Source organism: Janthinobacterium sp. GW456P (assembly GCF_002127655.1).
Taxonomy (GTDB): Bacteria; Pseudomonadota; Gammaproteobacteria; order Burkholderiales; family Burkholderiaceae_D; genus Janthinobacterium.
Map to the genome: position 1 here is coordinate 25946 of NZ_NEHB01000042.1, position 19718 is coordinate 45663.

Sequence of the window (19718 nt, forward strand, 5' to 3'; positions counted from 1 at the left end):
ATTCCTTCGTTTCTGTTTTTTAGATACATTAAGTGTTTGGGTGCTGCGCCGGCCAGTTGGGCAAGCCGGTGAAATCGAGATACGCGGCCGCCGCTTCCGCGCTCGGGTGCGCCAGGCGCGGCACCCTGCCCAGCAGCGGCGCCGGGATGCGCTCGATCAGCGCATCGATGTTTTCGTCGAGGAAGCGCATTTCCACTTCCAGGGTGTTGGCGACCCAGCCGATGACCGTCAAGCCGCGCGCTTCGACGGCTTCCACCGTCAGCAAGGCCTGGCTGATGCAGCCCAAACGCATGCCGACCACGAGGATCACGGGCAGATCGAGCTGCTGCGCCAGGTCGGCCGAATCGAAATCGTTTGAGAGCGGCACGCGGAAACCGCCCACGCCTTCGACCACGACGGCGTCCGAGGCGGCGGCGATTTCCAGGTAGGCGGCCAGAATCGGCACCGATTCGATGCTCACTCCTTCGAGCGCGGCGGCGATATGCGGCGCGGCCGCTTCCTTCAGCATGTATGGCGTGGTGATATTGCGCAGCATGCTCACGTTGCCGGCGGCGATCAGGCTGTCCGCGTCTTCATTATGCAGTTCGCCGTCGCGCATCTCGGCGCCGGCGGCCACCGGTTTCATGCCGCAGGCGCGCACGCCGCGCGCCACCAGCGCGTGCAGCAGGGCCGACGACGTCAAGGTCTTGCCGATTTCCGTGTCGGTGCCGGTGACGAAACAGGCAAAGCGCGAGGGCAGGCCGGCAACGGCCGGAGCCGGCTGCACGGCCGGCGCCAGGTCCGCCAGCACTTCCGCCACGATAGGGTCATCAAGGCTCATGGCGAGTCCTTTCCAGGGTGTTGACTGCGTTGATCAATTGCGCCACTTCCTGCGCCGTATGGCCGGCCGACAGGGTCACGCGCAGGCGCGCCGTCCCCGCCGGGACGGTGGGCGGGCGGATGGCGCCGACCCACAGGCCTTGCTGGTACAGTTGGGCGGCGACGGCCAGCATGTCCGCATTTTCGCCGATGATGACGGGCTGGATGGCGGAGAGCGACGGCAAGGCTTGCCAGTGCTGCAGCTGCAAGCCTTCGTTCCATTGCACCACCAGCGCCGCCAGGTGGGCGCGGCGCTGCCGGCCTTCCTGGCCGGCGATGATGTCCAGGCTGGCCAGCAGCGCATGCGCGAGCGCGGGCGCGGCCGCCGTGGTGAAGATGTAGGGGCGGGCCTTCTGGATCAGCGTCTCGATCACGGCTTCATGCGCGCACACAAAGGCGCCGCCCACGCCGGCCGATTTGCCCAGCGTGCCCACATACACGAGGTAGGGCGAATGCAGGTCGAAGTGTTCCAGCGCGCCGCGGCCATGGTCGCCCAGCGCGCCGAAGCCGTGCGCGTCGTCGACCACCAGCCAGGCGCCATACCGTTCGCACAGGGCCAGCAGCGCGGGCAGCGGCGCCAGGTCGCCATCCATGCTGAAGACGCTGTCGGTGACGACGATTTTCGTCTGCGCCGTGCTGGCCGCCAGCAGGGCCGCCAGGGCATCGAGGTCGGCGTGCGGATACACGCGCGTTTTCACGCGGGCCAGGCGCGTGCCGTCGATCAGCGAAGCGTGGTTCAGCGCTTCCGAGAAAATCTCGGCTTCGGCATCACCGGCCGCCAGGGCCGTCAGCACGGCCAGATTGGCCATGTAGCCGGTGCAGAAATACAGCGCGCGGGCCTGTTCCAGGTTGGCGCCGACAAACGCCGCCAGGCGCTCTTCCAGCTGCGCGTGGGCGCGGCTGTGGCCACTGATCAGGTGCGAAGCGCCGCTGCCGGCGCCGTACAGGTCGGCGCCTTCCTTTAGCGCGGCGACGATGCGCGGATGCGCGGCCAGGCCCAGGTAGTCATTGCTGCAAAAGGCCAGCATGTCGCGTCCATCGACCGTCAGGCGCGGCGCGCACGGCGTGTCGACGGTGCGGCGGCGGCGGATCAGGCTGCGCTCTTCCAGCCCCTGCAACTGCTGCTTCAAGCGTGTGAGCAGTTCCATCTCAGGCCCCGATCACGCTATTGAAGACGGCCAGGGTCTGCCGACCCAGGCCCGCGATTTCCTCGTCGTCGAGGATGTACGGCGGCATCAGGTAGACGGTCGAGCCGATGGGACGCATCAGCAGTTCGTGTTCCAGCGCGGTGCTGAAGAAGCGGCGCGAAAAGTCGGGCGCCGCATCCACCGCATCGAAGGCCCAGATCATGCCCTGCTGGCGGAAGTGTTTTACGCGCTTGTGCTGCGCCAGCGGCGCCAGGGCGCGCGTGATCTTCCCGGCGCGCACGCGGTTGGCGGCCAGCACGTCGTCTTCCTCGAAGATGGCCAGGGTCGCCAGCGCCGCGCGGCACGCCAGCGGGTTGCCCGTGTATGAATGCGAATGCAAAAAGCCGCGGCGCACGTCGCTGCTGTAGAACGCCTGATAGATGTCTTCGCGCGTCATCACCAGCGACAGGGGCAGATAGCCACCGCTGATGCCTTTCGACAGGCAGACGAAATCGGGCCAGACGCCGGCCTGTTCGCACGCAAAGAAGGTGCCCGTGCGGCCGCAGCCGACGGCGATTTCGTCGAGGATCAGATGGACTTGATAGCGGTCGCACAGGGCGCGCACCAGCGACAGGTACAGCGGGTCGTGCATGGCCATGCCGGTGGCGCACTGCACCAGCGGCTCGATGATGATGGCGGCGATTCTGTCGGACTTTTCCTGGAACAGCCGATCCACGTCGGCCGCCGCGCGGCGCGCCACGTCCTGCGCCGATTCGTTTTCGGCTGCCTGGCGGAAGTCGGGCGACATCACCGTCTGCGTGGCACGCAGCAGCGGACCGTAGGCATCCTTGAACAGGGCCACGTCGGTGACGGCCAGCGCGCCGATGGTTTCGCCGTGGTAGCTGCCTTTCAGGCAGACGAATTCCTGCTTGTCGCTCTTGCCGCTGTTGCGCCACGCGTGAAAACTCATTTTCAGGGCGATTTCCACGGCCGAGGCCCCATCGGACGCGTAAAAGCTGTGGCCAAGCACGCCACCCGTCAAAGCGGAGAGCTTTTCCGACAGCTCGATCACCGGTTCATGCGTAAAGCCGGCCAGCATCGCGTGTTCCAGGCGGTCCAGCTGGTCCTTGAGTTCCGCATTGATGCGCGGATTGGCATGGCCGAACAGGTTCACCCACCAGGAGCTGATGGCGTCCAGGTAGCGTCGTCCTTCGTGGTCATACAGCCAGGCGCCGCGGCCATGGCTGACGGGAATGAGCGGTACAGTCTCGTGGTGCTGCATTTGCGTGCACGGATGCCACACGCTGCGCAGACTGCGTTCGACCCAGCCCGATTGTTTTTCTGCTTTCAAAACTGCTCCAATGATTTTCTTAATCCATGCGTTAGCCCATGAGCCAACCCGGCTTGCGTTTGTCGAGGAAGGATTGCACGCCTTCGCGCCCCTGCTCCGAGGCGCGGATCTGCGCGATGCGCTCGGCGGTGTCCGCCAGCAGCGCGTCGTCGACCGGCTGGCCGGCGATCTCGCGCACCAGCGCTTTCGCTTGCGCCACGGCGTGCGGGCTGTTGCCCGTCAGCGCTTTGAGTACCTCGGCGGTTTTCGCGTCCAGCGCGCTTGCCTCGACTACCTCGTGGGCAAAGCCGATGCGCAGCGCTTCCTGCGCGGAGAATCGCTCCGCCGTCAGGAAATAGCGGCGTGCCGCGTTTTCGCCCATGGCCTTGATGACATACGGTGAAATAGTGGCCGGGATCAGTCCCAGCCGCACTTCGCTCAGGCAGAAATGCACGTCTTCCGCAACCAGAATGATATCGCATGCGGCGACCAGGCCCATGCCGCCCGCATAACAGTCGCCCTGGATCTTCGCCACGACGGGTTTCGGACACAGGTAAATCGTGCGCAGCATCTGCGCCAGTTGCAGCGCGTCGGCCTGGTTTTCGGCATGCGTGTAGCCGGCCATCTTCTTCATCCAGTTCAGGTCCGCGCCGGCGCAGAAGGCCGCGCCATTGGCCGCCAGCACGATGGCGCGCACCATGTCGCTGCGTCCCAGGCCTTCGAAGGCGCGCGCCAGTTCGGCGATCGTCGTCTCGTTGAAGGCGTTGCGCACGTCGGGGCGGTTCAGGGTCACGGTGGCGACATTGCCCTCGATGACCAGCTTTAAGGTTTCAAATTCCATCGTGTCTCTCCCTTACATGCGGAATACGCCGAACTTCGTGTCCGGGATTTCCGCGTTCAGCGCGGCCGACAGGCCCAGGCCCAGCACCATGCGGGTATCGGCCGGGTCGATCACGCCATCGTCCCACAGGCGCGCGGTGGCGTAATACGGGTGGCCCTGGTGTTCGTACTGGTCCTTGATCGGCTGCTTGAAGGCGGCTTCCTCGTCCGCGCTCCATGCGCCGCCCTTGCCTTCGATGCCGTCGCGCTTGACGGTCGCCAGCACGGATGCGGCCTGGTCGCCGCCCATGACGGAGATGCGCGCATTCGGCCACATCCACATGAAACGGGGAGAGAAGGCGCGGCCGCACATGCCGTAGTTGCCGGCGCCGAAGCTGCCGCCGATGATGACCGTGAATTTCGGCACGCTAGCCGTGGCTACGGCCGTCACCATCTTGGCGCCATTGCGGGCGATGCCTTCGTTTTCGTACTTGCGGCCCACCATGAAGCCGGTGATGTTTTGCAGGAAAACGAGCGGGATCTTGCGCTGGCAGCACAATTCGATGAAATGCGTGCCTTTCAGCGCCGATTCGGAGAACAGGATGCCGTTGTTGGCGATGATGCCCACCTTGACGCCATAGATATGCGCGAAGCCGCAGATCAGGGTGGTGCCGTAGCGCGCCTTGAATTCGTCGAAATCGCTGCCGTCGACGATGCGCGCGATGACTTCGCGCACGTCGAACGGCTTGCGCGTGTCGACGGGGATCACGCCATACAGCTCCTGCGTCGGGTATTTCGGCTCGACCGACTCGCGCAGCGCCATCTGCTGCGGTTTTTTGCGGTTCAGGTTCGAGACGATGGTGCGCGCCAGCGACAGCGCATGCAGGTCGTTCTGCGCCAGGTGGTCGACCACGCCGGACAGCCGCGTGTGCACGTCGCCGCCGCCCAGGTCTTCGGCCGTCACCACTTCGCCCGTGGCCGCCTTCACCAGCGGCGGGCCGCCGAGGAAAATCGTGCCCTGCTCCTTGACGATGATCGATTCATCGCTCATGGCCGGCACGTAGGCGCCGCCCGCCGTGCAAGAGCCCATCACGACGGCGATTTGCGGGATGCCCTTGGCCGACAGGTTCGCCTGGTTGTAGAAGATGCGGCCGAAATGGTCGCGGTCGGGGAAGACGTCGTCCTGGTTCGGCAGGTTGGCGCCGCCCGAGTCGACCAGGTAGATGCAGGGCAGATTGTTCTGGTCGGCGATTTCCTGCGCGCGCAAATGCTTTTTCACCGTCATCGGATAATACGTGCCGCCCTTGACGGTGGCGTCGTTACACACGATGACGCATTCCTGGCCCGAGACCCTGCCGATACCGGTGATGATGCCGGCGCTAGGGGCCGCATCGACGCCCTTGGCGTCCTGGTACATGGCGTAGGCTGCCATCTGGGAAAACTCGAGGAAGGGCGTGCCGGGATCGAGCAGCATCTGCACGCGGTCGCGCGGCAGCAGTTTTCCGCGCGCCAGATGCTTGGCGGCCGCCGCTTCGCCGCCACCGGCCGCGATCTTTTCCACCTTGTCGCGCAAATCGTCGACGATGGCTTGCATGGCCGCGGCATTGGCCTTGAAATCTTCACTGCGCGGATTGAGTTTGCTTTCGATGTGCGGCATTGCGGTTCCTTTTTATGATCGCCCGGTCTCTCGGGTCGCGCTATTCGGGAAAACTGCCGTCGAGATAAAACCAGCGCAGGGCGCCACCGCCCTCGCCTGCCTCGCGCACGAAGCGGCTCACTTCATGCAGGCGGTGCGCGCGGCCGTTGACCTTGTAGCGGGCCACGAATTCCACGCTGTCGCGGTGTATCTCTTCGGCTTGATCTGCTGATACTGCTTTACGTTGACGTAAACGTAAAGCAGATTTTACCTCAAGTCCCAGCCAGTGGACTTTTTCTTCATCGGCAAATAAAGCGTCGGCGGGACGGGTGCTGGCGTGCCAGGTGGCGCGCAGGTAGGGCTCGTCGCGCAAGGTGAACGCCGTGTAGCGCGAGCGCATCAGGGCTTCGGCCGTGGGCGGCAAGGCGTCGCCCGCGATATACGGGCCGCAGCAGCTGGCGTAGGAGGCGCCGCCACAGGGGCAGGCGGCAGATGTCGTGGGTGTGGGCATGCGCTGGCAATCAGGAACAGAAAAGAGGGAACTGAAAAGTTCCGCAATTATCCGCCATATCGGCAGCGGCGCGTGCGCGCCGCGCTGGCCGGCTATGTTTTCGGACTGAGGAAGTCCAGCGCGAATGGCGGCGCCTTGCCGGCCATGAGATCGGCCAGGATGCGCGCCGTGCCGGCGGCAAAGGTAAAGCCCAGCGGGCCATGGCCCACGTTCAGCCACAGATTGGCCACTTTGCTGGCGCCGACCAGCGGCGCGCTGTTTGGCGTGGCGGGGCGCAGGCCGGCCCAGGCCGTGGCCTGGTCGTAGTCGGCGCCGTGCGGCATGGCTTCGCGCGCCAGCCGGGTCAGGCCGGCGATGCGGTTCCAATCGATGCTGTTGTCGGCGCCCACCATGTCGACCATGGCGGCCACGCGCAGGTCGCCGCCTATGCGCGCATACAGTACCTTGCGTTCGAAATCCGTGATGCTGATCCCGGGCGCCTTGTCTTGCGCGCGGATGGGCGCCGTCAGGCTGTAGCCCTTCAAAGGGTACAGCGGCAGATAAATGCCCGCCGTGGCGGCCAGGTCGCGGCTCTGGATGCCGGCCGCCAGCACATAGTGATCCGCCTGCAGCAGGCCCAGGCTGGTATCGACGCCCGTGATCCTGCCCTGGTGCGTGACGAGACGCCGGGCTTCGCCCTTCAGCAGCAGCGAGCAATTCGGGTGCTGCAGCAATCGCGCTTCCAGCGCCAGGCAAAAGGCGTGGCAATCGGCCACCGCTTCGCCTTCGGTAAAAATGCCGCCCGCCAGCGCACCCTGCAAGGCGGCCAGCGCCGGTTCGCGCTGCACGGCTTCCTGCGGCGACAGCACGACGCGGGCTTCTTCCGACTCGGGGCGGGCCACGGCGCGCTGGAAGATGGCGGGCGAGCGGTAGACGATGAGTTTGCCCGCATCGCGCCAGGCATACGCTTCGGGCGGCACCGTCAGTTCCAGTTGCGCCATGCCGGCGCGGCTCCATTCGCCCAGCTGCAGCAGCTTGGCCGTCGTGCGGGCATTGCTGGCGCTGTTGCAATTGCGCAGGAAACTGGCCATCCAGCGCCATTGGCGCCAGTCGGCCTCGGGACGGAAGCGCAGCGGGCCGTCTTTCTGCAGCAGCCATTGCAAGGCTTTGAAGGGCACGCCGGCGTCGGCCAGCGGCGCCACATAGCGATAGCTGAGCTGGCCGCCATTGCGGTAGCTGGCGGCGATCGCCACCTGTTCATTGCGTTCCAGTAGCGTGACCTTGTAGCCGGCCTCGGCCAGCCACCAGGCCGATGTCAGGCCGACGACGCCGCCGCCGATGATGATGACGTGTTGCTGCATGTTGCCTCGCTGCGTTGCGCTCCCATGGTGCGGGAGCATTCGATGAGAGCTTAGAGGCTGGCCCTCGCGTGGGCCAATGAAACATCATGGTGCAGCCATAACTTTCAGGAATGCACTGTTTTTGTGCAAATTATTCATGCTTGTCAATTGCGCCACGGTATAAGGTAGTGAGGATCAATTCCTCGCTGCGCCCCATGGCGGAATATGTGCCCGGATAACGTTCGGGATCGCTGCCCGTGCCGCCCACCAGCATCACCATGCCATTCTTGTGCTTAAAATCGAGCACGAAGGCGGAGACGAGGCCATACGCGTCGCCCAGGTGGCCCACGGCGGAGAAGCTGGCGCCCTCGACCAGGCCGTTGCCTCGTCCCGCCACCGCATCGAACTGCTGGTTGCCCAGGCCCCAGGCGCGGTACAGGCCCCGCTCGCTGTCGCCATTGTGAGCATTTGGCGCCAACTGCCATTGGCGGCCAAACATCAGGGCGATGCTGGCCGGCTGCAACAGTTGTTTTCCCTCATGGCGGCCACCATCGAGCAGCATCTGCATAACGGTGCCCAGTCCCGCGGCGGAGATGCGCAAGCCGCCCGTGGGACTAAAGACGGTGGCGTTGCTGCCGATCACATAGTTGGCCAGGCCGGCCGGTGGGCGCTGATAAAAATCGTCGGCTTGCGCGATCCAGGGGCCGTGCGGTTGCCAGATTTCCGTGTCGAGCGTGCGTTTGCGGTACAGGGTGGCCGTGTTCTCCACCTCGTCCGCGGTGAATGCCGCCGGGTGGTAGCCGCCGCGCACATCAAGTGGATCGAGCAGCAGGCGCCGCATCAGCAGGTCGAAGCGCTCGCCCGTGACTTTTTCCATCACGGTGCCGATCACGCCCCAGTTCAGGTTGGAATACGTAAAGTAACTGCCGGGCGCCGCGCTGGAATCCCACATCGCGTCACCGCCAGCCGTAAACACGTCGCGCAGGCTGTGCTCGGGCCCCCAGGCATAGCCGCCCGCGTCGCGCAGCGAGGAAGTGTGGCTGAGCAAGCTGCGCAGGGTGACGGGCCGCTGGGGGAAATGTGGGTTGCGCAGGGAAAAGCCTAAATAAATGCTCACGTCCTGATCCAGGCTCAGCTTGCCCTGTTCGAGCAGGCGCATCAGGCCCAGGGTGGTCACCATCTTCGAGACGGAAGCGATGCGGAACAGGGTGGCTGGCGTCACGGGCAAGCTGTCAGCCGGCGTGGCGCCGATGTGCCGGTAACCAAATTGTTGCTGATACGACACCTTGCCCTGGCTGATGGCCAGCACGGACAGGCTGGCCAGCGGGTGGGCCGTATCCTCGACGATGGCTGACAGGGCCGCATCGAGCGCGCGCTGCTGGTCCTTGCCGCTACCGGGCGGGGCGGCCAGCGCGCTCCAGGTCGTGCCCAGCAGCAGCAAGCCCAGCAAACCCGTCATTTTATTGTGCATGTTTCCCTGTGTCGCGATGTGGTGGAGGCATCGCCAGCATAGGGCGGGATCGTTTCCAAGGCCAATGAAAATTGCTTATTTATCTATAATGCAAAGCTATACCTACGGTAAAACATTGTTTTTTTAAGCGTATAACCGTTATTTATGGTCATTTTCCATTTATTCATGGGTCGACGGGCTACGCGCAAGCGCCATCGCTATTACACTAGGAGGACAAGGAGAACTGTATGAGCCAGACCAGCGTAGAACTCAAGGTCGATTTAAATGACAATTCGCCTTTATATATGCAGATCGCCCGCAAGCTGAGCGATGACGTACGCAACGGCCGCTACCAGGTAGACCAGGCCCTGCCATCCGAACGTACCCTGTCCGAACTGCTTGACGTATCGCGCGTGACTGCCCGCAAGGCCATCGATCAATTGGTCGAGCAAGGCCTCGTCGTGCGCCGCCGCGGTTCGGGCAACTATATTGCCCCGCGCATCGAGCAACCGCTGTCGAACCTGTCGAGCTTTTCCGAGCAGTTGCAGCAGCGCGGCTACCGCCCCGGCTCACGCTGGCTCAAGCGCGAAGTGGTCATCGCCAGCAGCGATGAACAACTGAGCCTGGGCCTGGCGCAGAACACGAAAGTGGCGCGCCTCGAGCGCCTGCGCCTGGCCGACGACGTGGTGATGGCGTATGAAGTGAGCGTGCTGCCCTTCAGCGTGGTGCCGGACCCGGCCGCCATGGGCGATTCGCTGTACGAATACTTGAGCAGCATCAAGAAGGCCCCCGTGCGCGCCTTGCAGCACATCCGCGCCATGAATGCGACGGACGTGCTGGCCGAGCAACTGGGTATCCCCGATGGCCAGGCCGTGCTGTTCATCACGCGTATCGCCTACCTGGAAACGGGCGAAGCGGTGGAGCTCACGCATTCGTATTGCCGCAGCGATCATTACGACTTCGTGGCGGAAATGCGCCGCGCGCCGTAACAAGGCTGCTGTCACGATCCGCTTGCACCCATAAACTCCCGTTATGCCCGCCCGCCATCCTTTCATGGTTGATCTTGCTCGTTGGTATTAAACTGGTTTCACGTTCAACCATGTTCTGAAATCATGTTGAAAACTGAAACCCCGAGCCGGCGGCATCCGGATCTGGATTTATATCCTGTGGAGCAACTGGTGGCGGCGCTGGTCGATGACCAGTTCTGGGCCGTCGAGGCCGTGCGGCTGGCCTCGCCGCAAATCGGGGCTGCCATCACGGCCGCCCTGCCCCGCATCGCCGCGGGCGGCCGCATGCTGTACGTGGGCGCGGGCACGTCGGGCCGCCTGGGCGTACTCGACAGCGTTGAATTGGCGCCCACGTTTTCCTGGCCGCCCGAGCGGGCTATCGCCATCCTGGCCGGCGGCGCGGGCGCCATGTTCACGGCTGTCGAAGGGGCGGAAGATGATTTATTGCAAGGCGAGCGCGATGTGCTGGCCTTGTCGCCGCAGGTCAATGACGTCGTGATTCTGCTGGCCGCCTCCGGCGCCACGCCATATGTGCTGGGCGCGTTGCTGGCCGCGCGCAAGGCGGGTGCCTTGACGATAGGCATCGCCAACAATGTGGATGCTCCCGTGGCGCACGAGGCGCAATGCGGCATTGTGCTCGACACGGGCACGGAAGTCATTTCCGGCAGCACGCGCCTGAAAGCGGGCACGGCGCAAAAAATCACCCTGAACACGCTTTCCAGCGCCCTGATGGTCGGTTTGCATAAAACTTACGGAAACTTGATGGTAGACTTGAAGCCGACCAACGCCAAGCTGATCTGGCGGGCGGTGCGTCTGACCATGCATGCCACGGGCGCCAGCGAGGTGCAGGCCAGGGCCGTGCTCGAGCAATGCCACTATCACGTCAAGGTGGCGATTGTTGCCTTGATCAAAAAAATCAACACAAACCAGGCACAGGCATTGTTGGCCGGCGCGAACGGCAGTGTGCGGGCGGCACTGGCGGCTTGATCCGATGGCGCGGCATTCTTCTGTCTGGGAGACAAAGAAGGATGTATGGAGCTAGTGAAACAAACTGCCCCGGCGCACGCGAAAAATCCATGGCTGTGGATCCCGTCCCTGTATTTCGGCCAGGGCATCCCCTACGTAGTGGTCATGACCTTGTCCGTGATCATGTACAAGAACTACGGTTTTTCCAATACCGATATCGCGCTGTATACGAGCTGGTTGTACTTGCCTTGGGTCATCAAGCCGCTGTGGTCGCCCTTCATCGATATGTACCGCACCAAGCGCTTCTGGATCGTCGGCTTGCAGCTGGTGATCGGCGCGGCGCTGGCGCTGGTGGCCCTGACGACGTCCTTGCCCCATTTTTTCCAGATCAGCCTGGCCATCTTCTGGCTGATGGCCTTCAGTTCCGCCACGCATGACATTGCCGCCGACGGCTTTTATATGCTGGGCCTGGAAGAGCATCAGCAGGCGGCCTTCGTTGGCGTGCGCAGCACGTTTTACCGATTGGCGATGATCGCCGGCCAGGGCGGGCTGGTGTTTCTTGCCGGCTATCTGACGCATGCGACGGGCAATGTGCAGCTGGCCTGGTCCGTCGTGTTCGCGATTCTGGCGGGATTGTTCATGGCCCTCTTCTTGTATCACTATTTTGTCTTGCCGAAACCCAAGGATGACCAGCCCAGCATCCAGGGCGCCGGCGTGTCTGCGTTGCAGGAGTTTGTCGCCACCTTCGCTTCCTTCTTCAGGAAGAAGGATATTTTCGTCATCCTCGGTTTCTTGCTGCTGTTCCGCCTCGGCGAAGCGCAACTGCTCAAATTGGCCGCGCCCTTCCTGCTCGACCCCGTCACCAAGGGCGGCCTGGGCCTGAGCACGGAACAGGTGGGTCTCGTCTACGGCACCATCGGCGTGATCGCCCTGACCCTCGGTGGCTTGCTGGGCGGATTCATCATTTCCCGCTTCGGCTTGAAACGCTGTTTGTGGATCATGGTGCTGTCCGTGCACTTGCCCGACCTGGTCTTCGTCTACCTGGCCAGCGTCTTGCCCAGCAGCATCTATGTGATCGCGGGGGGCATTGCGTTGGAGCAATTTGGCTATGGCTTCGGCTTCGCTTCGTATATGTTGTACATGATCATGGTCTCCGATGGTGCGCATAAAACGGCCCATTACGCCATTTGCACGGGATTCATGGCTCTGGGCATGATGTTGCCGGGCATGGCCAGCGGCTGGATCCAGCAAATGCTGGGTTACCAGCACTTCTTCATCTGGGTCTGCATCGCCACCATTCCCGCTTTCATCATGGCCGCGCTGGTCAAGATCGATCCTGAATTCGGCAAGAAGGCCGAGGCCTGATTCTTTTGAACCGTGCGCCCGCATGGATGGCGGGCGCACAGTAAAATGCCCGCACCGATAGACCTGCGCTTCACCACTGCAAGGAATTGTTTTGTTGTCTACTTTTAAAAAACGCCTGGGCGCCAGCGCCGGCGTATTGGCCGCGCTGGCCACCGCCACATTGCTCAGCAGCTGTACCAGCACCAAAATGCCTTCCGCAGTGACGCCGGGCGAAGCGGGCTTGCCGGCCGTGCCGCCCGTGCAGCACATCACGGGCGAAGTGCCGCCACCGGCGCCGCGCGAATTCCGCGCCGCCTGGGTCTCGACGGTCGCCAATATCGACTGGCCCAGCCGCAATAACTTGCCTGTCGCCAAGCAGCAAGCCGAGGCGATCGCCATCCTCGACCGCGCCAAGTCCTTGAATCTGAACGCGATTGTGCTGCAGGTACGGCCCAGCGCGGACACGATTTACCCGTCGCAGCTGGAACCGTGGTCGGAATACCTGACGGGCAAGCAAGGCCAGCCGCCGTTGCCCCTGTATGACCCGCTGGCTTTCTGGGTGGCGCAGGCGCATGCGCGCGGCCTGGAATTGCACGCCTGGTTCAACCCGTACCGGGCACGCCACGCGACGGCCAAGTCGCCGCTGGCGCGCGACAGTTTTGCGTCCACCAACCCGACGTCCGTCAAGCAATATGGCCGCTACCTGTGGATGGACCCGGGCGACGCCGCCGCCTCGAAGCATACGACGGACGTGGTGCTCGACGTGGTGCGCCGCTACGATATCGATGGCGTGCACATCGACGATTACTTTTATCCGTATCCGATCGATGCGCCTGGCGCCGGTGCGGGAGCCGAGACGGCCGCGCTGGACGCGGGCAATGGCGGCGCCAAGCGCGAACTGCCCTTTCCCGATGAGCCTTCCTGGCAGCAATATCTGCTGGCCGGCGGCGATCTCGACCGCGCTTCGTGGCGCCGCCAGAACGTCAACCAGCTGATCGAAGCCTTGTATACAGGTATCCACCGCGAAAAGAGCTGGGTGCGCTTCGGCATCAGCCCGTTCGGCATCGGCCGTCCCGACCGCCGCCCTGCCGGCATCGTCGGCTTCAGCCAGTACGATAAATTGTATGCGGATGCGGAACTGTGGCTGGCCAAGGGCTGGCTCGATTATCTGTCGCCGCAGCTGTACTGGCCCGTGGCGCAGGCGCCGCAGGCGTTTGGCGTGCTGCTCGACTACTGGCTGGCGCAAAACCCGTACGGCCGCCACGTGTGGCCGGGTTTATATACGAGCCGCATCGACAATTCCGCCAAATCCTTCACGCCGCAAGAGATCATCAAGCAGATCGAAGTGACGCGCACGCGCCCCGGCGCGAATGGACAAGTGCATTTCAGCATGGTGCCCCTGATGCAGAACCGCAAGGGTGTCAGCGAGCAACTCAAGGCGACCGTGTATCAAAGCCCTGCCCTGATCCCCGCCACGCCATGGCTGGGCAAGGAAGCACCGGGCACGCCCGTGCTGGCCTTGCGCCGCGATTCCACCAGCCTGAACGTCAAATTGACGTCGGGCGGCGGCAAAGCCGTGGCGCAATACGCCGTCTGGGCCCGCTATGGCGAAGACTGGCGCTTCAGCGTGGTCACTGGCTTGCAGGCTGAACTGACCCTGGTTGATGATGCCACCGGCAAAGTCAACGCGGTGGTGGTCAGCGCCGTGGATAGACTCGGCAATGAAAGTCCCCGCGTCACCGTGCGCGCACCGTTTACGGCTCCCGCCAAGTAATTGTTGAACGTGCACCGTTAGTCCATAACCTGCAGGCATGAAACATGCGCAAGCTTTCATGCCTGCAAGCTCAGCTTGGCTTTACACTCATGCCATGATTTCCTTCCCTGCAACCAATACTGACTCTGCCGTGCTCGGGCTGGGCATCGACGCGGGCGGCACGCAGACGCGCTGGGCGCTGGCCAACGGGGACGGCGCCATCGTGGCCGACGGTGCCGTCGCAGGCTTGTCTGCCTTGCAAATGGGCAGCGAGGCGGGCCGCGCGGCCGTGCACGCCACGTTTGCAACATTGTGCAAGCAAGTGCTGGCTGTCGGCCAGCCGCGTGCCGTGGTGGCGGGTTTGACGGGCTTTGGCGGCGACGATGTTGTGCTGGCACAAATGTTGTCCACCTTGCTGGCGCTGGATGCCGGCGACGTCAGCATCGGCAACGATATCGACATCGCCTACCGCGACAGTTTTGAACCAGGCGAAGGTTATCTGGTCTACGCAGGCACGGGTTCGATCGCCGCCTGGATCGATGCCGATGGCGTGTTTCACCGCGCGGGCGGGCGCGGCGTGCTGCTCGACGATGGCGGCGGCGGCTACTGGATCGCGCGCGAAGCCTTGCGCCACATCTGGCGCCGCGAAGACGAAGCCTCCGGCAGCTGGCAAGCCTCTCCCATGGCCGAAGCCGTATTTGCGCAACTGGGCGGCAGCGACTGGTCGCTGTCGCGCGCCTTCATGTATGGCCAGGACCGGGGCGCCATCGGCCGGCTGGCACTGGCCGTGGCCGCCAGTGCGGATGCCGACCCGCTGGCGCTGGACATCTTGCAGCGCGCGGGACAGGAACTGGCGCGTTTGGCGCTGGCCCTGACGGCGCGCTATGGTCCCCGTCCCGTGGTGCTGGCCGGGCGCGCGGCGCAATTGCATCCAGTTATCGCGGCTGCCATGCGTGCCGCTTTGCCTGTATCGTTGATGATGGAGCAAAAAGTTGCCCGTTCGCATGAGGCTGCGGCCAAGCTGGCTGCCAGGACTGCGAGCCAGCGTATTGGCAAGAACTGAATATTTTATTAACCCGAACACGGATCTTTCATGAAAAAAATCGCCCTCGCCCTGCTGGTGGCCCTGCTTTCCGCCTGTACCACGCCCGCGCCGCACCTCGACCATAGCTTGACGGCGCGCAGCCAGAGCCCGCGCGTAAAATTCATCGTCATCCATTACACGGTCAGCGACCTGCCCCGCTCGATCAAGATCCTGACGGAACAAGTCGTCAGCAGCCATTATTTGCTGACCGACACGGACAAGCCGAAGTTCTACGTGCTGGTCGACGAATCGCGCCAAGCCAATCACGCGGGTGTGAGTAACTGGAAGACTTATACACAGTTGAATGTCAGCTCGATCGGCATCGAGATCGTCAACCCTGGCTACAAGGATACGCCGGAAGGCCGTCTCTGGTATCCGTTTCCCCAGGCACAGATCGATGAACTGATTCCGCTGTTGAAAGATATCCAGGCCCGCTACAACATCGCACCGGAGAATATCCTGGGCCACAATGAAATCGCCCCGCAGCGCAAGCAGGACCCGGGACCGCTGTTCCCATGGCGCCAGTTGGCCGACGCGGGCCTGATCGTCTGGCCCGATGCCAACCGCGTGGCCGCACAACGAATCATTTTTGAGCAGCAAGTGCCGGATGCCGTCTGGTTCCAGAAAAAGCTGGCCCAGCATGGCTATGCGACGCCGAATACCGGCGTGTTCGATGAAGCGACGCGCAATGTGCTGATCGCCTTCCAGATGAAATACCGCAATACGCGCTTTGATGGCATGCCCGATGGCGAAACGGCCGCCCTGCTGGAAGTGTTGACGACACCGGCCACAGCTGTTGCAACAAAGTAGCATGGCCGTTCCAGCCCATGACTTTTTCTTATATGCTCAACGTTACGGCCCAGGCGGCCACGGCAAGGTAAAGGAATAGCTCATGCGGCTGCGTCATATCGAAGTGTTTCACGCCATCATGCAAGTTGGCACCATCAGCGGCGCCGCCCAGGTGCTGCATATCTCGCAGCCAGCTGTGACCAAGGTCTTGCAGCATTGCGAGTTGCAACTGGGTATGCCGCTGTTCGAGCGCGTGCGGGGCAAGCTGTATCCGAAGCCCGAGGCGCACCGCCTGTTTGTCGAGACGGAAAAGCTCAACCGCGATTTATTGGGCATCCGTCGCCTGGCGGCCAGCCTGAAGGGCCATGCGGTGGAAACCATCCGTTTGGTGTCCACGCCGACGCTCGCCATCAGCGTCTTGCCGTTTGCCATGACGGAGTGGCGGCGCGATTTTCCCCACACGCGTTGCCAGCTGGCTACCCACCACACGGGCGAGATCGTTAATACCTTGCGCCTCGGTGAAGCGGACCTGGCCGTATCGCTGCAAGACCCGCGCCATCCGGGCATCGTGGCCGAACCGATCGCGCAGGGCGTCATGACGGTGATCGCGCCAGCCGGCACCTGGCATGCGGCCGATTGCGGCACGCCGTTGACGGCGCATGGCCTGTCTGGCGAACTGATCGGCCATGCGGACAACGATCCGCTGGGCGAACTGGTGGTGGCGGCCTGCGAGGCGCAGGATATCCACCCCGTGTTTTCCACCGTGGTGCAGACGTATCAAATCGCCCGCTCGTTGGTGGAAGCGGGCGCCGGCATGGCCGTGGTCGACCCTTTTACGGCCGCGTCCGGTTCGCCCGAGCGGCTGCAGCGCCGTCCCTGGGCGCCGACGATACCGATCCAACTGTATTTATTGACGGCGAGCCACTCGCCGCTGTCGCATGGCGCGCGGCGCCTGGCCGACAGCATCGGCGTGGCGGCGCGCAACTGCCTGGAAAGAGGAGTCTGATGTCTGTTGCAAGTTTGCAATTGGAAGCGGTCGGCAGCGATCCGCAATTTCGGCATTTGAATAGCATCGCCGGCATCGCCGTCGACTTGCGTTATGCCACGCCCGACAACTTCGTCGGCCGCGACTTATACAGCCCCATCGATTGCGCCTGGCTGCACCGCGACGCGGCCGCCGCGCTGGAAAAAGCCGTGGCCTGGTTGGCCGCGCACCGCCCCGATCATCATTTATTGGTGCTCGACGCCCTGCGCCCGCAGCGGGTGCAGCAGCAATTGTGGGATGCGCTGCAGGGAACTGAGTTGCTCGGCTATATCGCGGAACCGTCGCGCGGCTCGATCCACTCTTTCGGCATGGCGCTCGACATCACCATCGTGGGCCCGGACGGGCAGGAACTCGACATGGGCACGGGTTTTGATGACCTGAGTGAGCGCTCGCACCCGGCGCTGGAACTGGCTTTGCTGGAAAAGGGGGAAATTACGGAGGAGCAAGTGGCGCACCGCCGCTTGTTGCGCGACGCCATGTTCCAGGCGGGCTTCTTCGGCATCAACAGCGAATGGTGGCATTTCGATTGCGGCGACCGGGTGCTGGTGCGCCAGGCCTACACCCGGGTGCTCTAACTAGAAGACTTTCAGGCCCTTGAGCATCACGATCAGGATCAGCACGGGCGAGACAAAGCGCAGCAGGAACAGCAGCACTTGCGCCAGCGTCTTGTTTTGCAACTGGCCATGATTGCTGATCGCCTCGATGAAATGCTGCTTGCCCCAGGCCCAGCCTGTAAACAAGGCGATCGCGATGCCGCCCACGGGCAGGAAGATATTCGACGAGACGAAGTCGAACAGATCAAACATATTCAAGTTAAACAGCTTGAAGTCCGCCAGGGTGCTGTTACTCAGCGCGCACACGGAACCGAGCACGGCCAGCAGCAGCATGGTCACGATGGTCGCTCTGGTGCGCGTCCAGCCGAAACGTTCATGGAAGATCACTACGGGCACTTCCATCAGCGACAGCATCGCCCCCGTGGCGGCCACGGCGGCGAGGATGAAGAACACCACCATCAGAGCTTGCCCCATCGGGATTTGCGAAAACACGGCGGGAATCGTGATGAACACCAGCGATGGTCCCGCACTGGGAGCGAAGCCAAACGTGAACACGGCGGGGAAGATGGCGATACCGGCCAGCATCGATACGCCGAGGTCGGCCGCCATCACGCGCAAGGTGGTGACGGGGATATTCTGGTCATCGCGGAAATAGCTGCCATAGGTCATCATCGTACCCATGCCGACGGACAATTTGAAGAAGGCCAGGCCCATAGCCGTCAACACGACGGAAGCCGTCAGCTTGGAAAAGTCAGGACGGAACAGAAACGCCAGGCCTTCGCCTGCCTTATCGAGCGACAGACTGACCGCGCACAGCAGCAACAGCAGCAAAAACAGCAGCGGCATCAGTTTCTTGGCGATCGCCTCGATACCCTTGGTCACGCCCAGCATCAATATGCCGCCGATAAACAGCAGCACGCCCCATTGCCACAACAGCGATTGCAAAGGATTGCTGATCAGCGAGGCGAAAGCCGCTTCTGTCACCAGCTTGTCGCTGCTGAGGATGGAGCCATCGATGGCCTTGGCGATATACGCAAACACCCAGCCCACCACTTCCGAGTAAAACGCGACGATCAGGAAGGCGGCGACCATGCCGATGACGCCGACCAGCCACCAGGGCTTGCCCTTCGGTGCCAGCTGTTCCATGGTGGAGATGGGATTGACCTTGGCCCGGCGCCCCAGGGTGATTTCCGCGATCATCACAGGCAATCCCACTAATAAGGTAGCGAGCAGATAGATGAGCAGGAAGCCGGCGCCGCCATTGGCGCCAGTCAGGTAAGGGAACTTCCAGATATTGCCGAGACCGACTGCGGAACCGAGGGTGGCGGCGAGCACGCCGAAGCCAGTGGTAAAGCCAGCTCGTTTCAGGGTCAGGCCTGATCCTTGAGCTTGTTGTTTCATGGTGAATCTTCTATAGATGGGCGCGGATTCGCGCTGAGGGGGCGAAATTGTAGCAGTTGGCCACAAATACCCGGGAAAAGCCTTGCTTCCGGTGGGGCGCTTTGCTATAGTTCGCCTCCCCAATGAGACGCAGTCACTGCGGCACTTGAGGATCACCGGAAACGGCGATGTAGTAAAAAAGAAGGAGTTGACGGATGTAGTGAAATGCTGCATACTCTTCCTTCTTCGCAGCTGACAAACACAACGCTTTGTCGATAGCGCGAAAGCAGTACCGAATACAGTTCTTTAACAATTAACAGTCGATAAGTGTGGGCATTTGNAGTAAAAAAGAAGGAGTTGACGGATGTAGTGAAATGCTGCATACTCTTCCTTCTTCGCAGCTGACAAACACAACGCTTTGTCGATAGCGCGAAAGCAGTACCGAATACAGTTCTTTAACAATTAACAGTCGATAAGTGTGGGCATTTGATGTAGTGCAGCGCTGCGTAAGCAGCGTCAAACTTAAAATATCAAATGTTCACGAAGAAATAAATGAAATAGGACGCTTCGCAAGAAGTGGCCTGTCAGTTGTTTTTGAAGTGAGCGACCCGTCAGCAATGACGGTGCCGGTAAAACGGCAAAGTAACAGAGATTAAACTGAAGAGTTTGATCCTGGCTCAGATTGAACGCTGGCGGCATGCCTTACACATGCAAGTCGAACGGCAGCACGGAGCTTGCTCTGGTGG

At 62.5% G+C, this 19718-nt stretch carries 17 protein-coding genes and 1 rRNA gene; 9 read left to right on the plus strand and 9 right to left on the minus strand.

The genetic code is table 11. The features are described 5' to 3' along the window. Window positions 1-28: 28 nt before the first annotated feature. The 8 genes from bioD to CBW66_RS26325 form a co-directional block, all read right to left on the minus strand. Window positions 29-820 (minus strand): dethiobiotin synthase, encoded by a 792-nt coding sequence (bioD, locus tag CBW66_RS26290; RefSeq protein WP_086140509.1) that lies wholly within the window; start codon window positions 818-820, stop codon window positions 29-31. Then, window positions 810-2006, minus strand: coding sequence for an 8-amino-7-oxononanoate synthase (bioF, locus tag CBW66_RS26295; RefSeq protein WP_086140510.1), 1197 nt, complete (start codon window positions 2004-2006; stop codon window positions 810-812). The genes bioD and bioF overlap by 11 nt, the downstream gene beginning before the upstream one ends. Window position 2007: 1 nt before the next feature. Beyond that, window positions 2008-3336, minus strand: coding sequence for an adenosylmethionine--8-amino-7-oxononanoate transaminase (bioA, locus tag CBW66_RS26300; protein WP_086140511.1), 1329 nt, complete (start codon window positions 3334-3336; stop codon window positions 2008-2010). A 31-nt stretch (window positions 3337-3367) separates the two neighbouring features. Continuing rightward, window positions 3368-4156, minus strand: a complete 789-nt coding sequence (locus CBW66_RS26305) for an enoyl-CoA hydratase/isomerase family protein (RefSeq protein ID WP_086140512.1) — start codon at window positions 4154-4156, stop codon at window positions 3368-3370. 12 nt (window positions 4157-4168) lie between these two features. Further along, entirely contained in the window at window positions 4169-5791 is a 1623-nt protein-coding gene (locus CBW66_RS26310; RefSeq protein ID WP_086140513.1) for a carboxyl transferase domain-containing protein, read from the minus strand. Between the two features lie 40 nt (window positions 5792-5831). Then, a complete protein-coding gene (locus tag CBW66_RS26315) occupies window positions 5832-6281 on the minus strand; it encodes a YchJ family protein (RefSeq protein WP_086140514.1) in 450 nt (149 codons plus the stop codon). A gap of 92 nt (window positions 6282-6373) precedes the next feature. Continuing rightward, window positions 6374-7660, minus strand: coding sequence for a D-amino acid dehydrogenase (locus CBW66_RS26320; protein WP_086140515.1), 1287 nt, complete (start codon window positions 7658-7660; stop codon window positions 6374-6376). Between the two features lie 91 nt (window positions 7661-7751). Further along, window positions 7752-9071, minus strand: a complete 1320-nt coding sequence (locus CBW66_RS26325) for a serine hydrolase (protein WP_086140516.1) — start codon at window positions 9069-9071, stop codon at window positions 7752-7754. 227 nt (window positions 9072-9298) lie between these two features. On the opposite strand from CBW66_RS26325, the gene CBW66_RS26330 reads away from it, so the two are divergent. The 8 genes from CBW66_RS26330 to CBW66_RS26365 all read left to right on the plus strand — a co-directional run bounded on the left by CBW66_RS26330 (window position 9299) and on the right by CBW66_RS26365 (window position 17613). Continuing rightward, complete coding sequence (locus tag CBW66_RS26330) at window positions 9299-10039, plus strand: GntR family transcriptional regulator (RefSeq protein ID WP_086140517.1); 741 nt, start codon at window positions 9299-9301, stop codon at window positions 10037-10039. Window positions 10040-10162: 123 nt separating this feature from the next. Further along, window positions 10163-11044, plus strand: a complete 882-nt coding sequence (locus tag CBW66_RS26335; RefSeq protein ID WP_086140518.1) for an N-acetylmuramic acid 6-phosphate etherase — start codon at window positions 10163-10165, stop codon at window positions 11042-11044. A gap of 45 nt (window positions 11045-11089) precedes the next feature. Then, window positions 11090-12388 (plus strand): MFS transporter, encoded by a 1299-nt coding sequence (locus CBW66_RS26340; protein WP_086140519.1) that lies wholly within the window; start codon window positions 11090-11092, stop codon window positions 12386-12388. Between the two features lie 91 nt (window positions 12389-12479). After that, window positions 12480-14141, plus strand: coding sequence for a glycoside hydrolase family 10 protein (locus CBW66_RS26345; RefSeq protein WP_086140520.1), 1662 nt, complete (start codon window positions 12480-12482; stop codon window positions 14139-14141). 94 nt (window positions 14142-14235) lie between these two features. Then, window positions 14236-15183: a BadF/BadG/BcrA/BcrD ATPase family protein gene (locus CBW66_RS26350; protein WP_230492192.1), complete on the plus strand. Its 948-nt coding sequence runs from the start codon at window positions 14236-14238 to the stop codon at window positions 15181-15183. A 30-nt stretch (window positions 15184-15213) separates the two neighbouring features. Next, a complete protein-coding gene (locus tag CBW66_RS26355; RefSeq protein ID WP_086140522.1) occupies window positions 15214-16014 on the plus strand; it encodes an N-acetylmuramoyl-L-alanine amidase in 801 nt (266 codons plus the stop codon). Between the two features lie 82 nt (window positions 16015-16096). Then, complete coding sequence (locus CBW66_RS26360; protein WP_086140523.1) at window positions 16097-16999, plus strand: LysR family transcriptional regulator; 903 nt, start codon at window positions 16097-16099, stop codon at window positions 16997-16999. Further along, complete coding sequence (locus tag CBW66_RS26365) at window positions 16999-17613, plus strand: M15 family metallopeptidase (RefSeq protein ID WP_086140524.1); 615 nt, start codon at window positions 16999-17001, stop codon at window positions 17611-17613. Before CBW66_RS26360 ends, CBW66_RS26365 begins: the two co-directional genes overlap by 1 nt. Here the strand turns inward: CBW66_RS26365 and CBW66_RS26370 are convergent, their stop codons facing one another. Beyond that, on the minus strand, window positions 17614-18993 hold the full coding sequence (locus CBW66_RS26370) for a sodium-dependent transporter (protein ID WP_086140525.1): 1380 nt from the start codon (window positions 18991-18993) through the stop codon (window positions 17614-17616). It lies immediately after the preceding gene. A gap of 633 nt (window positions 18994-19626) precedes the next feature. On the opposite strand from CBW66_RS26370, the gene CBW66_RS26375 reads away from it, so the two are divergent. Further along, window positions 19627-19718, plus strand: a 16S ribosomal RNA gene (locus CBW66_RS26375); the annotation flags it as partial.